This window comes from Pseudoalteromonas sp. SWN29 (assembly GCF_015864465.1).
Taxonomy (GTDB): Bacteria; Pseudomonadota; Gammaproteobacteria; order Enterobacterales; family Alteromonadaceae; genus Pseudoalteromonas.
The window spans coordinates 67,434-85,677 of record NZ_JADYXE010000001.1 but is presented as its reverse complement, the minus strand read 5'-3'; the positions used below and the strand labels follow the sequence as shown (position 1 = coordinate 85,677).

The window sequence follows — 18,244 nt, the reverse complement described above, 5'->3', positions numbered from 1 at the left end:
GCAGGGGGCGTTATGAAGTTAACATCAAAAGGCAGATATGCCGTTACAGCTATGCTGGATGTTGCACTACACACAGGTGTAGGTCCTGTAGCCCTTGCTGATATTTCACAAAGACAAGAAATTTCTTTGTCTTACCTTGAACAATTATTTGCTCGTTTACGTAAAAATGGCCTAGTAAGTTCTGTTCGTGGACCTGGTGGTGGTTATTTACTAGGACGTGAAGCGGGCGTTATCTCTGTTGGCGATATTATTAGCGCCGTAGACGAATCGGTCGATGCAACACGTTGCCAAGGTGCCGATACCGGCTGTCAGAGTGGTATGCGTTGTTTAACACATAATTTGTGGTCAGACTTAAGCGCACGCATAGAAGAATTTTTGAATAATATTACCCTTGCTGAATTGGTGGAAAAATCAGATGTGAAAGAAATAGCATCGCGCCAAGATAACAGTATTAATAATGCAATTAAGCAGTTGGAAAACATTCAAGTAAGCTGTCAACTTTAAGGTTGACCTGCAGCGGAGAGAGAAATGAAGTTACCGATTTATTTAGATTACGCAGCGACCACGCCTGTTGACGAACGTGTTGCTAAAGAAATGATGCAATGCCTAACAATGGACGGTAAGTTTGGTAATCCTGCGTCACGCTCACATCGTTTTGGTTGGCAAGCAGAAGAAGCTGTTGACCAAGCGCGTACAGATATTGCTGATTTAATTAATGCAGACCCACGTGAAATTGTTTTCACATCGGGTGCAACAGAATCAAATAACCTTGCTATTAAAGGTGCAGCACAGTTTTATAAGAAAAAAGGTAAGCACGTTATTACCGCTAAAACTGAGCATAAAGCTGTAATCGACACATGTCGTGAGCTTGAGCGCCAAGGTTTTGAAGTAACTTACATGGACGTTGAAGAAAACGGCCTACTTGATTTACAAAAACTTGCCGACACAATGCGTGACGACACAGTACTTGTAAGCATCATGCACGTTAATAACGAGCTAGGTGTAATTCAAGATATCGCGACTATTGGCGAAATGTGTCGCGAACGTAAAATTATGTTCCACGTAGATGCAGCGCAAAGCGCGGGTAAAGTATTAATCGACGTGCAACAGCTTAAAGTTGATTTTATGTCGTTCTCTGCACATAAAGTGTATGGTCCTAAAGGTGTTGGTGCACTTTACGTTCGTCGTAAACCACGTGCTCGCCTTGAAGCACAAATGCACGGTGGCGGACATGAACGCGGTATGCGTTCAGGTACTCTAGCTACTCACCAATTAGTGGGTATGGGTACTGCGTTTAAAATTGCTAAGCAAGATTTCGAAAAAGATCACGCACACATCAGCGCATTACGTAATCGTTTAATCGACGGTATTATGGCTGATATGGACGAAGTATACTTTAACGGCACACAAGACCAATCAGTACCTGGCATTGTAAACATCAGCTTTAACTTTGTTGAAGGTGAGTCGTTACTTATGGCAGTAAAAGACATTGCAGTATCGTCAGGTTCAGCCTGTACATCTGCAAGCTTAGAGCCTTCTTATGTATTACGTGCACTTGGCCGTAACGACGAATTAGCACACAGCTCAATTCGTTTTAGTATTGGTCGCTTTACTACCGAAGAAGAGATTGATTACACCGTCGAATTAATGAAAAACTCTATCGGTCGCCTACGTGAGATGTCTCCTTTATGGGAAATGCATCAAGAAGGTATTGATTTAGATTCAGTTGAATGGGCTCACCACTAATAGTGTGAGCACATACCCTAGCAGGTAATGAGGATAGAATAATGGCTTATAGTGATAAAGTAATCGACCACGTAGAAAACCCACGTAACGTAGGTACTCTAGATAAGAACGATCCGTCAGTGGCAACGGGTATGGTAGGCGCACCAGCATGTGGTGACGTAATGAAATTGCAAATTAAAGTATCTGCCGAAGGCGTTATTGAAGATGCAAAATTCAAAACCTACGGTTGTGGTAGCGCAATTGCTTCATCTTCACTTGTAACAGAGTGGGTTAAAGGCAAAACGCTAGACGAAGCAGCGACAATTAAAAACACTGATATCAGTGCAGAGCTAGAATTACCACCAGTGAAAATTCACTGTTCAATTTTAGCCGAAGATGCAATTCAAGCAGCAATTGCAGACTACAAAAGCAAACAAGCGAAGTAAGAAGAGAAACTCATGGCAGTGACATTGACAGATGCGGCAGCAAACCGCGTACAATCATTTTTAGCAAACCGCGGTAAAGGTTTAGGCCTGCGCGTTGGCATTAAAACGACGGGCTGTTCAGGTCTTGCTTATGTACTTGAGTTTGTTGACGATTTAAACGAAGACGATGAAACTTTTGCGGCTAAAGGTGTCACATTAATTGTTGACGCTAAAAGCTTAGTCTACATCGATGGCACAGAGCTCGACTACACTAAAGAAGGCTTAAATGAAGGGTTTAAATTTAGAAACCCTAATCAAGCAGATGAGTGTGGTTGTGGCGAAAGCTTTACCGTTTAAGCTTTAAAGATCTTTGTAGTATAAATAAGCCCTGCCAGTTAATGTAGGGCTTTGTTATTTTTGAAATTAATTTCTGAATTTTATTGGTTGAAGTTATGCGCTATTTTGAGTTATTTGCAATACCAGTTGACTACAATATTGATTTAGTAACAGTTAATAAGCACTACTTGGAATTACAACGTACTGTGCATCCCGATCGCCACGCCAATGCGAGCAGTCGCGATAAGTTAATGGCTGTGCAAAGCGCCGCCGAAATTAACGATGCGCTACAAATATTAAAGCACCCAGTAAAGCGTGCTGAATATATGTTGAGCGAGCTAGGCGTTGATATTCGTGCAGAGCAGCAAACCTTGCAAGATCCAATGTTTTTAATGCAGCAAATGGAACTTCGCGAAGAGCTTGAAGAGTTAGCATCGTCGAGCGATCCTGATACTGCGATTGCAAATTTTGAAAAACAAATTAAGCAACTAAACGCGCAGTACAGTGCACAACTTGCCGAGCAACTAGCAAGTAACGATGAGCAGCAATATCAACTTGCCGCAGACAATATTCGTAAACTGAAATTTGTTTATAAATTACGTGACGAACTAGAGCGCATTGAAGACAGTTTATTTGACGATTAATTACTTGCTGCAAAGCGAGCAACACGAGTTTAAAGAGCATTATGGCATTATTGCAAATTGCTGAGCCGGGGCAGAGCGCGGCACCACACGAACATAAACTAGCTATTGGTATTGACCTTGGTACAACTAATTCATTGGTTGCAACAGTACAAAGCGGCGAAGCTCGCACGTTAACGGATGATCTTGGCGCGGCTATGTTACCGTCGGTTGTTCGTTACCAAGCCGGTGGTATTACTGTTGGCGCAGAGGCTGCACAAGCAGCGACGCAAGACCCTGCTAATACACTTATTTCGGTTAAGCGTTTTTTAGGTAAAACTCAGGCTGAAATAGAGCAAAGTTATGGCCAGCTACCGTATGAATTTTGTGAGCACAATGGTGCACTAGCAATAGAAACTGCGGCAGGTAAAATCAGTCCAATTAAAGCATCAAGCCATATTTTAGCTGCATTAAAAGCACGAGCTGAGCAAAGTTTTGGTAATCAAGAGATTTTAGGTGCTGTAATCACAGTACCAGCGTACTTTGATGACGCACAGCGCCAAAGTACTAAAGATGCCGCAGAACTTGCTGGTATTAACGTACTACGTTTATTAAATGAGCCAACAGCAGCAGCCGTTGCTTATGGTTTAGATTCTGGCCAAGAAGGTATTATTGCTGTTTACGATTTAGGCGGTGGTACATTTGATATATCAGTACTTAGATTACACCAAGGTGTGTTTGAAGTAATGGCAACTGGCGGCGACTCAAGCCTCGGCGGCGATGACTTTGACTCACTACTTGTTGATTACTTTAAGCAGCAAACTGGTGTGTCAGCGTTGTCACCTTCGGTTTTACGTTTATTCATCAATAAAGCAAAAGCGTGTAAAGAAGCATTAAGCCAATACGCTAAAGTAAACGTGGGTCTTGAGTTTGACGATCAAAAATACACAGTAGAAGTAACACGCGAAACGTTTGACGAAATGGCTATGCCTCTCGTTAAAAAAACACTGCGCTCGTGTCGTCGTGCTGTAAAAGACGCTGGCATAGAAAACGACGAAGTACTGCAAGTTATTATGGTAGGTGGTTCAACCCGTATGCCATTGGTACGTAGCCAAGTACAAAGCTTTTTTGATAAAGAACCGCTAACTTCAATCGATCCCGATCGTGTTGTTGCTTTAGGTGCCGCGCTTCAAGCCGACGTGTTAATTGGCAATAAGCCAGATTCTGACATGTTATTACTTGATGTATTACCGTTATCGTTAGGTCTTGAAACGATGGGTGGTTTGGTTGAAAAAATCATTCCGCGTAATACTACAATTCCGGTAGCACGCGCGCAAGAATTTACGACGTTTAAAGACGGCCAAACAGCTATGTCATTACATGTGCTGCAAGGTGAACGTGAGCTTGTTGATGATTGTCGATCGCTTGCTAAGTTTAGCTTAAAAGGTATTCCACCAATGGCGGCAGGCGCTGCGCATATTCGTGTAACCTTTAAAGTTGATGCTGATGGCCTATTAAGTGTTTCAGCCATGGAAAAATCTACAGGTGTACAAGCTGAGATTCAAGTGAAGCCTTCGTTTGGTTTATCTGATGACCAAGTAGCTAATATGCTAAAAGAGTCAATGAGCAACGCGAAAGGCGACATGCAAGCACGTATGCTTAAAGAGCAACAAGTAGAAGCACTGCGTGTAATAGAAGCGCTTAATGCATCACTTGCAGCCGATGCTGCATTGCTTGACGATATGCAACTAGCTAACTTACGCACTGAAATTGCAGAACTGGTAAAAGTGCGCGAAAATGCACAAGAGCCTGGCGAAATTAAAGCAGCTATCGAAAAAGTCGATAATGCGAGTAGCGACTTTGCATCGCGTAGAATGGATGCATCAATTAAAAAGGCCCTTACAGGGCAGTCAGTAGACAACATTTAAGAGAGATTAGAATGCCACAAATTGTTTTTCTTCCACATCCTGAATTATGTCCTGACGGCGCTGCAATTGAAGCTCCTACAGGCCAAACGGTACTCGACGCTGCGCTTAAAAATGGTATTAGCATTGCGCATGCCTGTGAAAAGTCGTGTGCATGTACTACGTGTCACTTGGTGATTCGTGAAGGATTTGATTCACTTGAAGAGAGTGATGAGCTAGAAGATGACATGCTAGATAAAGCATGGGGCTTAGAGCCTGAGTCACGCCTTGGTTGCCAAGCAATTATAAGAGATGAAGACCTAGTGGTTGAAATACCTAAGTACAATCTCAATATCGTTAATGAAGAGCACTAGTTTTTAACGACGTATATATTAAAAGCCGCTGTTTGATACAGCGGTTTTTTTGTTTCAAAAAACCATTCATAAACATGTAGCAGCGACTTTATGTCGCGTTTTTTAAATCTCAAACGTTTTAAGTTAAATCTTACTAATTTTAGGTTTGATCTCAAAATGATTACGTATTTTTCAGATTATATAAACGCGGGATAAACCCGCTGCTACGGGTTGAACCTAACCCCTAAAATTTATTTCGGAGGTGTATTTTGAGTAATCTTATTTTTTCTGACTCATTTATTAACGGCGAATTTTATAAAACTGATACGCGCTTTAGCGTTAACGATCCCGCGACCGAAAAAAGTATCGTAGATGTAAGTGACATAGACGAGCAAGGCGTAAATAATGCAATAACCGCCGCACAAGGTGCCTTTGTAAAACTAAAAACGGCGAATGCAACGCAGCGAAGCGAAACGCTAATGCGCTGGTATGAGCTAGTTATAAAGCACAAGCAAACACTTGCAGAGCTAATGACTAAAGAGCAAGGTAAGCCACTTAAAGAATCCCTTGGTGAAATTGATTACGGTGCAGGTTTTATCAAATGGTTTGCTGAGGAAGCCAAGCGTAGTTACGGTGACGTGATTCCGCCAACTGATGACTCACATCGTTTAACTAGCTTTAAGCAGCCTATCGGTGTTGTAGCTGGTATAACGCCTTGGAACTTCCCTGTTGCTATGGTTACTCGCAAAGTAGCTCCAGCTTACGCAGCGGGCTGTAGCTTTATACTAAAACCTTCTGAGCACACACCACTTTGTGCTATCGCACTTGCTTATCTGGCCGATCAAGCTGGTTTTGTTAAAGGTGCATTTAATGTACTGGTTTCTCAAGATGCCAAAACAGTAGGTAAAATGCTGACTGAATCAGAAGTCGTTCGTAAGTTTACATTTACAGGCTCTACCGGTGTGGGTAAGCAGTTACTTTCGCAATGTGCAGACACAATTAAACGCACCTCAATGGAACTTGGTGGTAATGCGCCTTTTATCATTTTTGATAATGCAGATTTAGATGAAGCTGTTGAAGGGTTAATGGCGGCTAAATTTAGAAACAGCGGGCAGGCATGTGTAGCGGCAAACCGTATTTTTATTCAGCGTAATGTTCTCGATAAAGTGCTTTCAAAAATAACACCCAAAGTTACAGCATTAAAAGTGGCGAATGGCTTTGAGGACGATGTTGATATTGGCCCGCTTATTTATCCTAAAGCGAAAGATAAAGTACAGCAGTTAGTACAAGACGCACTCGATAAAGGCGCTACGCTGATTGGCGATAATAGTGACCTAGGTGGCAGCTTTCAAAATCCATTAATAGTAAACAACGTAACCACTGAAATGGATATTTACCACGAAGAGGTATTTGGTCCCGTATTAACGGTTATTCCTTTTGATGAAGAAAGCGAAGTACTTGCACTTGCTAACGATGTACCTTTTGGTTTGGCAGCTTATTTTTACAGCCAAAATATTAAGCAAATTTACCGAATTAGTGAAGGGCTTGAATTTGGTATGGTCGGTGTAAATGAAGGTGTTATATCGAACCCAGTTGCGCCATTTGGTGGTGTTAAGCAGTCAGGCTTAGGGCGCGAAGGCGGGCACCAAGGACTAGATGAGTATCTAGAAGAAAAATACGTATGTATTAAAGTATAATTAAAGTGACTAAAGCACGGGGCTACTTTGTGCTTTAGTTTTGCTTACAGTATTCATTTATTGACACTTTGTTATTACATTAATATGGCAGATATATGAACTTTACCTTTTACTGTTGCTACGCATAGCGCTAAATGCTACCTTTGGACGCATATTTTTTGTTAATAAAACAACATTAAAAAACTAATAAAAAGTAAAAGGATTTCTATAAGTAGAAATAACCCCGTGTGTAAATGCCACCGTAAGGTGGCATTTTTTTGTTTGGATAGGCATTACTTTATAGGTGCTAACTTATAGGTGTGTAACCGGGTAAGTTATCAAAATCCACCTCATCTAGCTGCTCTGGGTTAGCATATTCGTTGATATAATTTTTATAGACTTCTGACTCAATAAAAATAGCAAAAATGTCAGGATCAAGATGATTATTACTGACCATGTTTCCTAAAATATTCAAGCATTCACTTACTGGTTTTGCTTTTTTGTAAGGTCTATCTACAGCTGAAAGGGCCTCAAAAATATCAGTGATCGCCATTAACCTCGCAGGTACAGACATTTGGTCTTTAGTTAATCCGCGTGGGTAGCCAGTGCCATCTAGTTTTTCATGATGGCCCAATGCATATTCAGCCACATTACTAAGATGTTTAGGGAACGGCAATATATCTAATATATTTTTAGTTATATCCATATGACGCTTCATTATCTCACGCTCATCTTGTGTAAGTGTGCCGCGTCGTATCATTAGGTTTTCAACTTCATTATCAGTAAGTAACGGTGTTTTTTCACCCTTTATTTTCAGTGAATACTGCTTTGATATTCTGATTATATGAGCTTGTTCCTCTTCGCCTAAAAACTCTCCACCAACATTCACTCGTTGTAATAAAGCTCGGTCGAGCGCTAATTGTTTGAGATCTGTATCAAGTAGTCGTTCAAGTTGTAAAACTTCAATCGGCTTATTTTGTTTCATTGCAAAAATTATTTGCTGTTGATAAGAGATCTCTAAATCTCGGCTAATTATTTCAAATTTGGCATCAATAAACTCTATACGATCAAAAATGGTTTCTAACTTTGTCGATTTTTCCATGATGTGATCTGGAGTAGCAATTTTTCCACAATCATGTAGCCATCCCGCAACATTTAGCTCATGGCGATCAGCTGCACTCATTGTAAACTCTGCAAGCGGACCTTTATCTATTTTATGCACTGCATCAGCAAGCATTAACGTTAGTGCAGGCACTCGTTTACAGTGGCCACCTGTATGAGGTGATTTTTCATCGATTGCCATAGCGATCGCTTCGGCAAAAGTTGAAAAAAGCACTTCCATATCTTTAATTAAAGTAGAGTTCGTTAATGAAATGGCGCCTAAAGAAGCGAACGAGCGGATTAAAGTAACGAGCTCTTCACTAAAAGGGATATTTTTATTATGTACATCTTTTACGTTTATAAGCTGGATTACACCAATAATGTCATCTTCGTGATCTTTTAAAGGTATAGTTAGCATAGACTCAGAGCGATAACCGATGCGTTCATCCATTTTGCGTGCAGCGCTCATATCAAAAGGCAGAGCATCATACACGTCAGGAATGTTAATCACTTCGCCAGAATTTGCAGAATGCGCAACAATAGCGGTTTCGTTTGGTTTGCCATCAATAAAAAGATCGATATTAGGAAAATCAACAGGACTCCCTAAAGTGCCACCTAAATAAAGATTTAATGACTTATTTATTACCGTTTCAAACTTGAGTTGTTTGTTTGGAGTAATAGAGTAAATACTGCCAGCATCAGAGTTTGCTATCGACATCACAACTTGCAGTATTTCATCAAGTAACTTAGACGAGTTTTTTTCTGTTGTTAGCCTAATACTAATATCGATAAAATGTTGAAGATTTGTTTTGTCATTAATGTGCTGTCGCATATGTTTACTACTTTTTAGTATGTTTGAAGGCACCATTCCAATCCTTAGCAAGTGTTTTTAAATCAGTGCCCTTAATACGTTCGATAAAAATGGTATAAACGTCAGAGCTAAATACGGTAGTGATTTGTAGTTCTTTAAATAAGCTAAGCGCTTGTGGCCAGTTTTTATTATAAAAAAGCATCATGGCCTGCTGTGATTTTTTAACTTCATTTAACTGCTCTTCATCGAGCTTATCTGTAAAGTCTATAGGTTCAAATAACTGTACAGTCGTTGTTTTTCCAACAACTTGCACTTTATCTATTAAACGAAATGAAATATGAGGGCATTCCTTCATCGTTTCTTCTGTAACAAGAATAACTACGCCGTAAAATTTGGTCAAGTTTTCTACTCTCGATCCTAAATTAACAGTATCACCAAGAACTGTATAGGCTTTACGATAAATCGACCCCATATCACCTACATTCATTTCACCAGTACTTATGCCTATACCAATTTTTATTGCAGGCTGACTGCTCTCTGCAAATAACTTATTTATTTGCGTTAACCCGTTGATCATACCCATTGCGGCTTCAACACCATGGCGGGCATGGTTTTCATCTTTTAGCGGAGCATTCCAAAACGCCATCACCATGTCGCCTACGTACTTATCAATAGTTCCGTTATTATCAAATATGATTTTAGTAATAGCCGTAAGATATTCGTTTAAATATTCACTTAGCTGGTGAGGCGACATACTTTCTGATAGTGAAGTGAAGCTACGAATGTCGGCAAACAGCACTGTCATATTTTTTCGCTCACTTTTTTGAGATAAACTTTTACCTTGTAATATCATCTGATTTATACGTTCAGGGGGCACATATTGGTCAAACATAGATTTTATTTTTCGGCTATGTTTCATCTCAGCAATAGAGCCAATAATAATGTAATAACCCGCTAATATTATGATGATTAAAAGAGGCATTAATAAAGGTAAACTAATTTTTTGTACTGACCATAAATAAACGTTTGAAAATATAACCACACTTGTAATTGTAAGAGACAAAACAATAATAAAACGTGCACTTTTACCATGGCTAAAAAACGACAATACGCTACCAGTTAATACAATAATGAATAGGCTTGCTCCTAACGACCAGTTAGGTTTAGATGGAAGTAGTTCTGGGTGCATTAATCCTTCAAATATATTGGCATGTACTTCTACACCGGGGTACTGCAAACCAACAGGTGTTGATCTTAAATCAGCGAGTCCAATTGCAGATGTACCAATAAAAGCTACAGTGCCTTCTAACTCATCTGAGCCAATTCGTTGGGTCAAAATATCGGTAGCAGAATAATAAGGGAAGCTATGCGCACGCCCTTTGTAAGGAATTAATACTTGCCCATATTCATCCGTTTGAATCCACTTATCTTGAAACTTTATACCTTCGAATAAGGTTATATCATTTAATATATTGGAACGAGTTTCTATGTTTTCAGCAAGGGTATAAAGTCGAGCAACTTCCAGAGCTAAAGAAGGATAGAGCTTATCGCCAACTCGGCTTACAATAGCTGCTTTACGAATAAAGCCATCTTCATCACTATGAGCATTGATAAAACCGATACCCGTTGTAGCATTTTGTAACTGAGAAATATTTACAATAGCGCCAGAAAACTGGTTAAGTTGTGAATTAGTATGCTCCTCGCTTGCCCATACAACACTGCTTTTGGGTAGCGGTTTTTGGCTGGTGAGCTGTTTATTCAGTAATAAAAACCCTAAAGCAGTATCATTTTTAGATAGTGCACTTGCTAGCTTTGCATCAGCATCGACTTGTTTTGTTATTTCAGCAAAGGGAATAGCGTACTTTTTTGATAAATCGGGTATTTCAGACATAATTTTTGTAACAGGGTTTTCTTCCGACTCAGAAAAAAATATATCGAACGCAATCACAATAACACCTGCATCGGTAAGCTTTGTAACAAGGTCGGCTATTTTTGAGCGACTCCAAGGAAAGCGACCTTGTTCTTGCATGCTTTTTTCATCTATATCAATTATTACTACTGATTCATCAATGCGCCTAGGCGTCTCTGAAAGCGTTAGTAGCAACCGAGAGTCGTATATTATACCTTGTACGCGGTTAACTAACTTTGCAAGCGACCCAGTTGAAAATAGCTCTATTGATGCAATTAATAATGTAATAACAGCGCCAATAAAAAAGTGCTTTGAAGTAATTGGTTTTAAGGAGCTAATGAGTAACGCTCCTAGATAGACTAAAAGTCAAAAACTCGTCCTTCTCGGCCGCATTCTATTTTTACCTGTTGAGCGTACTGCGTGTGTAAATATTTTTCTATAGCTAATAACTGCTTATCGGTTCTTGATGGATCGTGGCTAATAATAACCACATTTTTAATACTCGCTTTTATAGCAAGCTCAGCAACCTGATCTATAGTGCTATGCCCCCAACCATGTTTAAGAGGCAAGTCTGCATCTATAAATTGAGCATCATGAATTAGTAAATCAGCGCCTTCAATAAAATTGACCCATTCACTAATACTTGTGTTTGCTTTTTCTGGCGGGTTTAGCTCATTGTCAGTAACGTAAGCTATCTTTTTTTTGTCTGCTTTAATGCAATAAGCAGTTCCGCCACCTGGATGATTTAGTGGCGCAGTCGAAATTGAAAAGTCATTTATAGTGAACTGCTTTTGAGAAGATAAATCAGTATTAAGCGTAATGTTGGCAGGTAAATCTTGATAACACACCGGAAAGTACGAACCACTCATTTGCTTTAATATAGCATCTTTACTTTTTTTATCATCAACGTTACCCACAGCAATAGTTATGTCGCGGTTGGGTTGGTAAATAGGTTTAAAAAAAGGAAACCCTTGAATATGATCCCAATGGTTATGAGTTAGCAAAATATTGATAGGACTTTGTGTTTTTAGTAAACGAGTGCCGAGTTCTACAATACCGGTACCAGAATCTAAAATGAGATCTTTGCCATTATTTTGTTCAATATACACACATGAGGTGTTCCCCCCAAAAATGTGCGTATTACTTCCAGCTGAAGCCATTGAGCCTCGGACGCCAAAAAATTCAACTTTCATAATTTAGGGTTTAGCTCCATCGGTATAAAAATTAAATTTAGACAGACTTATATTATTAGAACTGCCATCAAAGCATGTACTACTAACCACTACTTCTGTATCTGTTTGTAAAAGCATAGATGAAAACTGATGAGTATTGTCGCATTGCTCTGCCTGGTAATAGCCAAGTGCGTTTGAGCCAAACAAAGTATCTATTGTTCCATCAGCTAAAATACGCGCAAGCATGCCTTTAGAGTCACTCATTCCTGTGAGAATAATATTACCAGCACTATCTAACGCTGCATCGGTTACTTTAATATTACCGCTTGATGCTAATTGATATTGGCCCACACCATTAATTGCAAAGCTTGAGTCTTCGCTACCATCAGTTAATAACTTTATAATAGTTGCTTGATCAGGCGTAGTTCCATTATTTGCAATCAAATATAGGTTTGCTGAGCTATCGACTAAAATCTTAGCGGCTCTATTGGTAACATCTACAGCTGAGCGGGTATCAAGGTAGCTAAAGATTTCATTGGCATCATCATCTATTTTAAGCATCAGTAACTGTGAATCGCTACCAGAGGCAAATTTACCACCGATAAATATATCTTTGTTTGCATCTATGTATAAAGCTTCAAAGTTTTCATTTTCGTTGCCCAAATAAGTCCCACTAGTGGCAAAACTATTTTCTGGCTTGCCATCGCTTTTTAGCATAGCTGCAAATGAATTTGTAACACCCAAATATATAGCTGAGCCGACGGCAACAATATGATCGCTGCTATCAATTGCTACATCAGCAAAGTTAACTTTAGTATCTATAAGGTCCGTTGTTGTATAAATGCCATTAGTTGCAAAGCTATCATCCAGGTAACCATTTTGGTCTACTTTTGCTATGAAGCCTGATTCACTTGCACCATTAATTAGTGTACCTGCAATAATAATATTGCCATCACCGAGCTCAGCTAAAGTAACCTTTTTATCGGCTACATTTATACTTATTACTTTACTACCATCAACACTAAAGCTGGTATCAACGAGCCCCGCACTGGTAAAACGGGTTAAAATGAGTTTATTATTTGAGTTATATTGTGTAACAGAAGCACTTATATATTTATTGGTATGGGTACCGCTTTTAAGTTTTAACACCTTCATTGATTGATCATCAGAGCTAATATTTACATTATTTAAGCTTGTATAACCATCAGTTGAAAAATCAGTAAATAAATTTGCTTCATTAGTAATTGAAGCTATAAAAGGCTCATTTGTTGAGTCATTAAATTTACCAGCGAGCCATAAGGTATCATTTTCATCAATAGTTAATGATTTTGCTGATTGGTTACTGTTTACAGTTGAGATTATATTAATGCCTGAATCACCATAACTTGAAACTAGATCTCCATCACCTAGATCTATGCGTGCTGTAAATAATTGCTCAATTTGATTTTCATCACTCGCATCTAGCCCTGTAGTACCTGAGAGTATGATTTTGTTACTCATAGGTTCATATTCTAATCCAGTAATGATAGCGCCTCCGTTACCCTTCCCTGAATTCCCGTCTATGTTGTATAGTGCGATACCGTCATCATCACCAAAGTCATCATCAATATCACCTGAATTATCAATTGCAATTACAGCCGCTTCTTTTTCACCTGAAGAACGTGTGATATAACCCCCTAAAAAGGCGGTAAAATTAATGGCATCTATGCCGGCAATAGCAAATAACTCATCGTCACCTTCTTCATCTGATAAATCTACTATAAGTGTGTTTCCAGAGTTAAAATTACTGTTGTTCCTACCATCAGGCAGAATATACCTAATTGTCGCATCTAAATCGTTTTCTTCACCAATAGCACTACCTACAATGAGCAAATCTGAATTACCAAAGTTTTTTATTGCATGCGATTCGTCATCACGATTTCTACCACTTACATCGACGGTGCTTGGCGTGCCAGCTTCAAAGGTTAAAGAAGAAATATCGTATTTAAGCCACAAGCTATCTTTTTCTGAGCCATTGTACGAGTAACCCACGCCTTGTACTTTATTATCGGTGAATTCAAGATCGTTTATTACAGAGTTACTAGCAAGTGTTGTACATTTAGTGCCTGTATTACCGTCGCCAGAGTTAGTACTTATAGTGCCAACAGCGCTCATTTTTAATAAACAGGCTTCGGTATTTGTACCATCAAAGCTTGAGTAGCCAATAAATAACTCCCCATTGCCAGAGATAATAGCGGTGCCTTCTTCGTCTTTGCCTAGGTCTATTATTTTAAAGCCATTACCGTTAAATGCTGTGTTTACAGCCCCTGTATTTGTATAGGACGCAATAACAATATCTTTATCTAAATTATTGTTATAGCCAACAAAGTAAAGGTTAGTATTAAGCAATATACTATCTTTGAATTCACCATCAGAAAAAGCACCTGAAAGCTCAATTTCACCGCTGAGAGGGCGACCAAATGTTGTATCTTCAACAGGGATGAGTGAGTCAGTATCATCGTTTATATTAATGGTTACGCTGATTGTTGTCGCTTCACTTGGTGTGCCATCGTCGGCTACATCTATACTTAATGTATATTGTGGCGTGGTATCAAAATCAAATGGACTAACACCTTTTATGGTTAATAAACCAGAGCTCTTATTTATTTCAAATAAGCCAGTGCTGTCGTTGATCAGGGTGTAGCTTAAGTTTTGGTTTTCGATATCTGAAGCGTTAATTGTACCAATGGTGTCACCCCCAGTTGCATTTTCACTAACATTAAAGCTTTGGTTAGACACAACAGGCGCATCATTTATAGGGGTAACAGTAATCAACAAATTGCCATTACTAGTGCCGCCATTACCATCGTCTACGGTGTAGCTTATTTTTGCTAAACCGTTAGCATTTACTGATGGGGTATATTGTATTTTGTTATTGACTACTAATACTGAGCCACTATCTGCTGTAGTTGCAGTAATAGTTAGAGCATCACCATCAGGATCTGAGTCATTAGCGAGTACATCGATTAGTAAAGGTGGTGCATCTTCATCCATTGTGGCTGAATCTGCGTTGGTTATAGGGCTATTGTTTACCGGTGTTATTGTAATAGATAAGGCTGTAGAGCTTGTACCACCATTACCATCACTTGCAGTATAGGTAACTGTCGCCACGCCATTAAAATTGGCATTGGTTGTATACTGAATTTTATTACTAACTATCGATACAGATCCTATATCAACTGATGCAGCACTTATGGTGAGGTTATCACCATCAGGGTCAGAGTCATTGGCGAGTACGTCGATTAGTAAAGGGGTTGCATCTTCATCCATTGTAACTGAGTCTGTATTAGCTATAGGACTGTCGTTTACCGGTGTTATTGTAATAGACAATATTGCAGAGTTTGCACCACCGTTACCATCACTCGCAGTGTAAGTTACCGTAGCTAAGCCATTGAAATTAGCATTGGCTGTATACTGAATTTTATTATTAACTATCGATACTAAGCCTTTATCAACAGACGCTGCACTTATAACAAGGGGGTCGCCATTAGGATCGGTATCGTTGGCTAATACATCAATTAGGAATGGAATTGCATCTTCGTTTATTGTGACTGAATCGCTATTTACCACAGGCGGATTATTGCTTGATGTTGCAATAATAGTAACAGATACAGTACTTGACGCATTACTCACGCCATCAGTAATTGTATAGCCGATTACTTCGACTCCTGAAGAGTTTAAAGCGGGTGTGTAAGTGAGCTTATTATTAGTAACAACTACACTGCCTCTAGCAACCGTAGCAGAGACAATTGTTAAGTTGTTCTCTTCAATATCACTATCATTGGCAAGTACATCAATTTCAACAGGTGTATCTGCACTCGTAGTTACTGAATCAGTATTGGCAATAGGGGCATCGTTAACGGGTGTAACAGTAATGGTTACTGTGGCTGTTGTATCACTTGCGCCAGCAGTACCAACTGCAAACCCGTCAGTAATTGTGTAAGTTAGTACTATTTCACCTGAAAAGTTAGCGGGTGGTGTAAATTCAATTTGTTTATTAACAATAGCCACTTCACCAATGGTATTTTCTATAGTAGAAATAGTAATTGCATCGCCATCCGCATCAGTATCATTATCTAATACATTAAGTAATGTAGCAGAGCTGTCTTCTTCTAAAGTAAATTGATCGTCATTTGCTTCAGGGAAGGTGTTTTCTCCGCTTTCACTTAATATTACTTGAGCGCTAGCAGATAAGCCTTGCTCGTTCGAAATTGAATAAGTAAAGCTATCTACACCTATAAAACCTTGATTTGGTTGATAGGTAAAAGAGCCATCAATATTTAATGTTAATTCACCGTTTTGTGTTGTTGTTATTGCGGTGGTATTAACAAAAATATCGCCAGGTTCAATGTTAAAGTCATTAATTAATAGACCATTTTGAGTCGTAGCCTCAAATAATTCATTTTTACTAAATTGATACGCATCATCCTGTGCAACAGGATTATCAGGTTCGCTGTTTACTGTTAAAGTAACGGTTGCTGTAGCTGTTGCACCCAACGAATCAATTACTCTATATTGAAATTGATCAACACCATTAAAGTTCGCATCTGGTATATAACTAAAGCCGCCATCGGTGGCTAGTAATAACTGACCATGAAGTGGTGCAACAATAAAGCTTTCATCAACAAAAAAAGTATCCCCGTTAGGGTCTGTATCATTACTTAATACACCATTAGTGGCTGTAACTGCTAATGTATTATCTTCACTTAAACTGTAGCTATCGTTTGTGGCAATAGGCGCAATGTTTGTATTTGAACTTACAATAGTTACTTGTGCAATTGCTTGTGCACCTTGAGAATCAATAACTCGATATTGAAAGCTATCTTCCCCTTGCATGTTCTGCTCGCCTTGATATTCAAAGCTACCGTCGGCAAAAAGAGTTAATTCTCCTCGCTCAGGCTTGCTAACAGGGGTTGTGTCTACCGTTAAGATATCTAAGTCAATATCGCTATCGTTGTTCAATAAACCAGGCGATAAAACAACTAAGCTTCCATCAATTGCAATACTATAAATATTATCAAGTGCTACAGGGGCATCATTTACTGCTTTTATCTTTATTTCTACGATTGCGGTATCTACTAAACCAAGTTCGTTAATAACTTGGTAGCTAAAAGCATCCTCACCATTAAAGTTAGCTGTAGGGGTGTAAGTAAAGTCACCTTCCTCATTTATATTGAGGATGCCATGTTGTGGAAGGATTAACGTATCGGTATTTACACGTAACTCATCGGTGTATTGATTTATGTCATTAATTAATACGTTACCCTGTAAGGCTTGGTCTTCATCTGTCTGAAATTTATCTTCTGTAGCTTCTGGTGAAAAAGCAAGTTCTCCACCAACTGGCGCTAAATTAATAGTATTGGCAAAACCGCTTTCGCCACTGCCATCAATACCCGTAATAAGTATTTGGTAACTTTTATCTATTAGTGACTGCGTAACGTTAAATGTTGTATCGGGAATGCCTAAAAATTGCTGGCCGTTTTCTAAGTCATCTATATTCGTTGTTGTTACACCCGCTTCGGTTGCTAAATAAACGTTATAACGATTTAAATTTTCATTTGCTTGCCATGATAAATTAATGGTTTGCCCATCTCTTTGCGCGGTCACGCCTTCAATTTGATAAGGTTGCCAGCTAACCGTAATTGCATCTGCAAGTACCTGATTACTAAGGCTGTCAGTGATCCATATTTCTAGGCGTACATCGCCTGCATTAAGACCATAAAAGTAAGGGCTTAGCCCTATTATAGATTGTTCAAAATTAGTTCCACACTCTTGTGTGCAAATGGCTAAGCTTTTGTTGACGCTTGGGAGTACTAAATTTACAGCATTTATGCCATCAGGGTCTGATACAGCAAGTAAAAAGGTAATATTTCCTTGTATTACTTTGTTCGGTTGCGAAAGCGTAATTGTGGCTTGAGCATTTGCTGTTGCTGAACCAACAATGCCTCGACTAGAAGAGATAGCACCAGAAACTTGAGTTTTAGTTGTGATAGTTTCGCCTATCACACCGGATAAATTAAGTGTTCCTGCTGGTGAAGTAGAGGGGGCTTTTCCAATAGGCGATGACACTAATTCTTGCTGTGACGTTTCTTCAGAGCCGCCACAGGCACTGAGCAAAAAAACCATTGAACCGAGCAAAAAAAGGTTTTTTGCTGTCATTCTACGTACTCCAA

The 18,244-nt window shown here is 39.2% G+C and carries 12 protein-coding genes; 8 read left to right on the top strand and 4 right to left on the bottom strand.

Annotation, left to right across the window (positions count from 1 at the left end; all coding sequences use genetic code 11):
• The first annotated feature begins 12 nt into the window (after positions 1-12).
• The 8 genes from iscR (at position 13) to I6F53_RS00330 (ending at position 7,060) form a co-directional block, all read left to right on the top strand.
• A complete protein-coding gene (gene iscR / locus I6F53_RS00365) occupies positions 13-504 on the top strand; it encodes a Fe-S cluster assembly transcriptional regulator IscR (protein ID WP_002958424.1) in 492 nt (163 codons plus the stop codon).
• A gap of 24 nt (positions 505-528) precedes the next feature.
• Positions 529-1,746 (top strand): IscS subfamily cysteine desulfurase, encoded by a 1,218-nt coding sequence (locus I6F53_RS00360; RefSeq protein WP_002958425.1) that lies wholly within the window; start codon positions 529-531, stop codon positions 1,744-1,746.
• A 41-nt stretch (positions 1,747-1,787) separates the two neighbouring features.
• Positions 1,788-2,171: a Fe-S cluster assembly scaffold IscU gene (gene iscU, locus I6F53_RS00355; RefSeq protein WP_007377675.1), complete on the top strand. Its 384-nt coding sequence runs from the start codon at positions 1,788-1,790 to the stop codon at positions 2,169-2,171.
• A 12-nt stretch (positions 2,172-2,183) separates the two neighbouring features.
• Positions 2,184-2,507 (top strand): iron-sulfur cluster assembly protein IscA, encoded by a 324-nt coding sequence (gene iscA / locus I6F53_RS00350; protein WP_007377674.1) that lies wholly within the window; start codon positions 2,184-2,186, stop codon positions 2,505-2,507.
• 95 nt (positions 2,508-2,602) lie between these two features.
• Entirely contained in the window at positions 2,603-3,130 is a 528-nt protein-coding gene (gene hscB / locus I6F53_RS00345; protein WP_166419763.1) for a co-chaperone HscB, read from the top strand.
• Between the two features lie 41 nt (positions 3,131-3,171).
• The gene (hscA, locus tag I6F53_RS00340) at positions 3,172-5,034 is read left to right on the top strand and encodes a Fe-S protein assembly chaperone HscA (RefSeq protein ID WP_197192521.1); all 1,863 of its coding nucleotides are present in this window, start codon (positions 3,172-3,174) and stop codon (positions 5,032-5,034) included.
• Positions 5,035-5,045: 11 nt separating this feature from the next.
• Positions 5,046-5,384, top strand: a complete 339-nt coding sequence (fdx, locus tag I6F53_RS00335) for an ISC system 2Fe-2S type ferredoxin (RefSeq protein WP_002958430.1) — start codon at positions 5,046-5,048, stop codon at positions 5,382-5,384.
• A gap of 248 nt (positions 5,385-5,632) precedes the next feature.
• Positions 5,633-7,060, top strand: a complete 1,428-nt coding sequence (locus I6F53_RS00330) for an NAD-dependent succinate-semialdehyde dehydrogenase (protein ID WP_197238156.1) — start codon at positions 5,633-5,635, stop codon at positions 7,058-7,060.
• A 286-nt stretch (positions 7,061-7,346) separates the two neighbouring features.
• On the opposite strand, the gene I6F53_RS00325 is transcribed toward I6F53_RS00330, so the two are convergent.
• Genes I6F53_RS00325 through I6F53_RS00310 form a run of 4 tightly spaced genes read right to left on the bottom strand, consistent with a single transcriptional unit; the run spans position 7,347 to position 18,230 of the window.
• Complete coding sequence (locus I6F53_RS00325) at positions 7,347-9,008, bottom strand: HD-GYP domain-containing protein (protein WP_197238155.1); 1,662 nt, start codon at positions 9,006-9,008, stop codon at positions 7,347-7,349.
• Complete coding sequence (locus I6F53_RS20785) at positions 8,980-11,199, bottom strand: CHASE2 domain-containing protein (RefSeq protein ID WP_331460742.1); 2,220 nt, start codon at positions 11,197-11,199, stop codon at positions 8,980-8,982. The genes I6F53_RS00325 and I6F53_RS20785 overlap by 29 nt, the downstream gene beginning before the upstream one ends.
• A gap of 20 nt (positions 11,200-11,219) precedes the next feature.
• Positions 11,220-12,053, bottom strand: coding sequence for an MBL fold metallo-hydrolase (locus I6F53_RS00315; protein WP_197238154.1), 834 nt, complete (start codon positions 12,051-12,053; stop codon positions 11,220-11,222).
• A gap of 3 nt (positions 12,054-12,056) precedes the next feature.
• Entirely contained in the window at positions 12,057-18,230 is a 6,174-nt protein-coding gene (locus I6F53_RS00310; RefSeq protein ID WP_197238153.1) for an Ig-like domain-containing protein, read from the bottom strand.
• Positions 18,231-18,244: the final 14 nt, after the last annotated feature.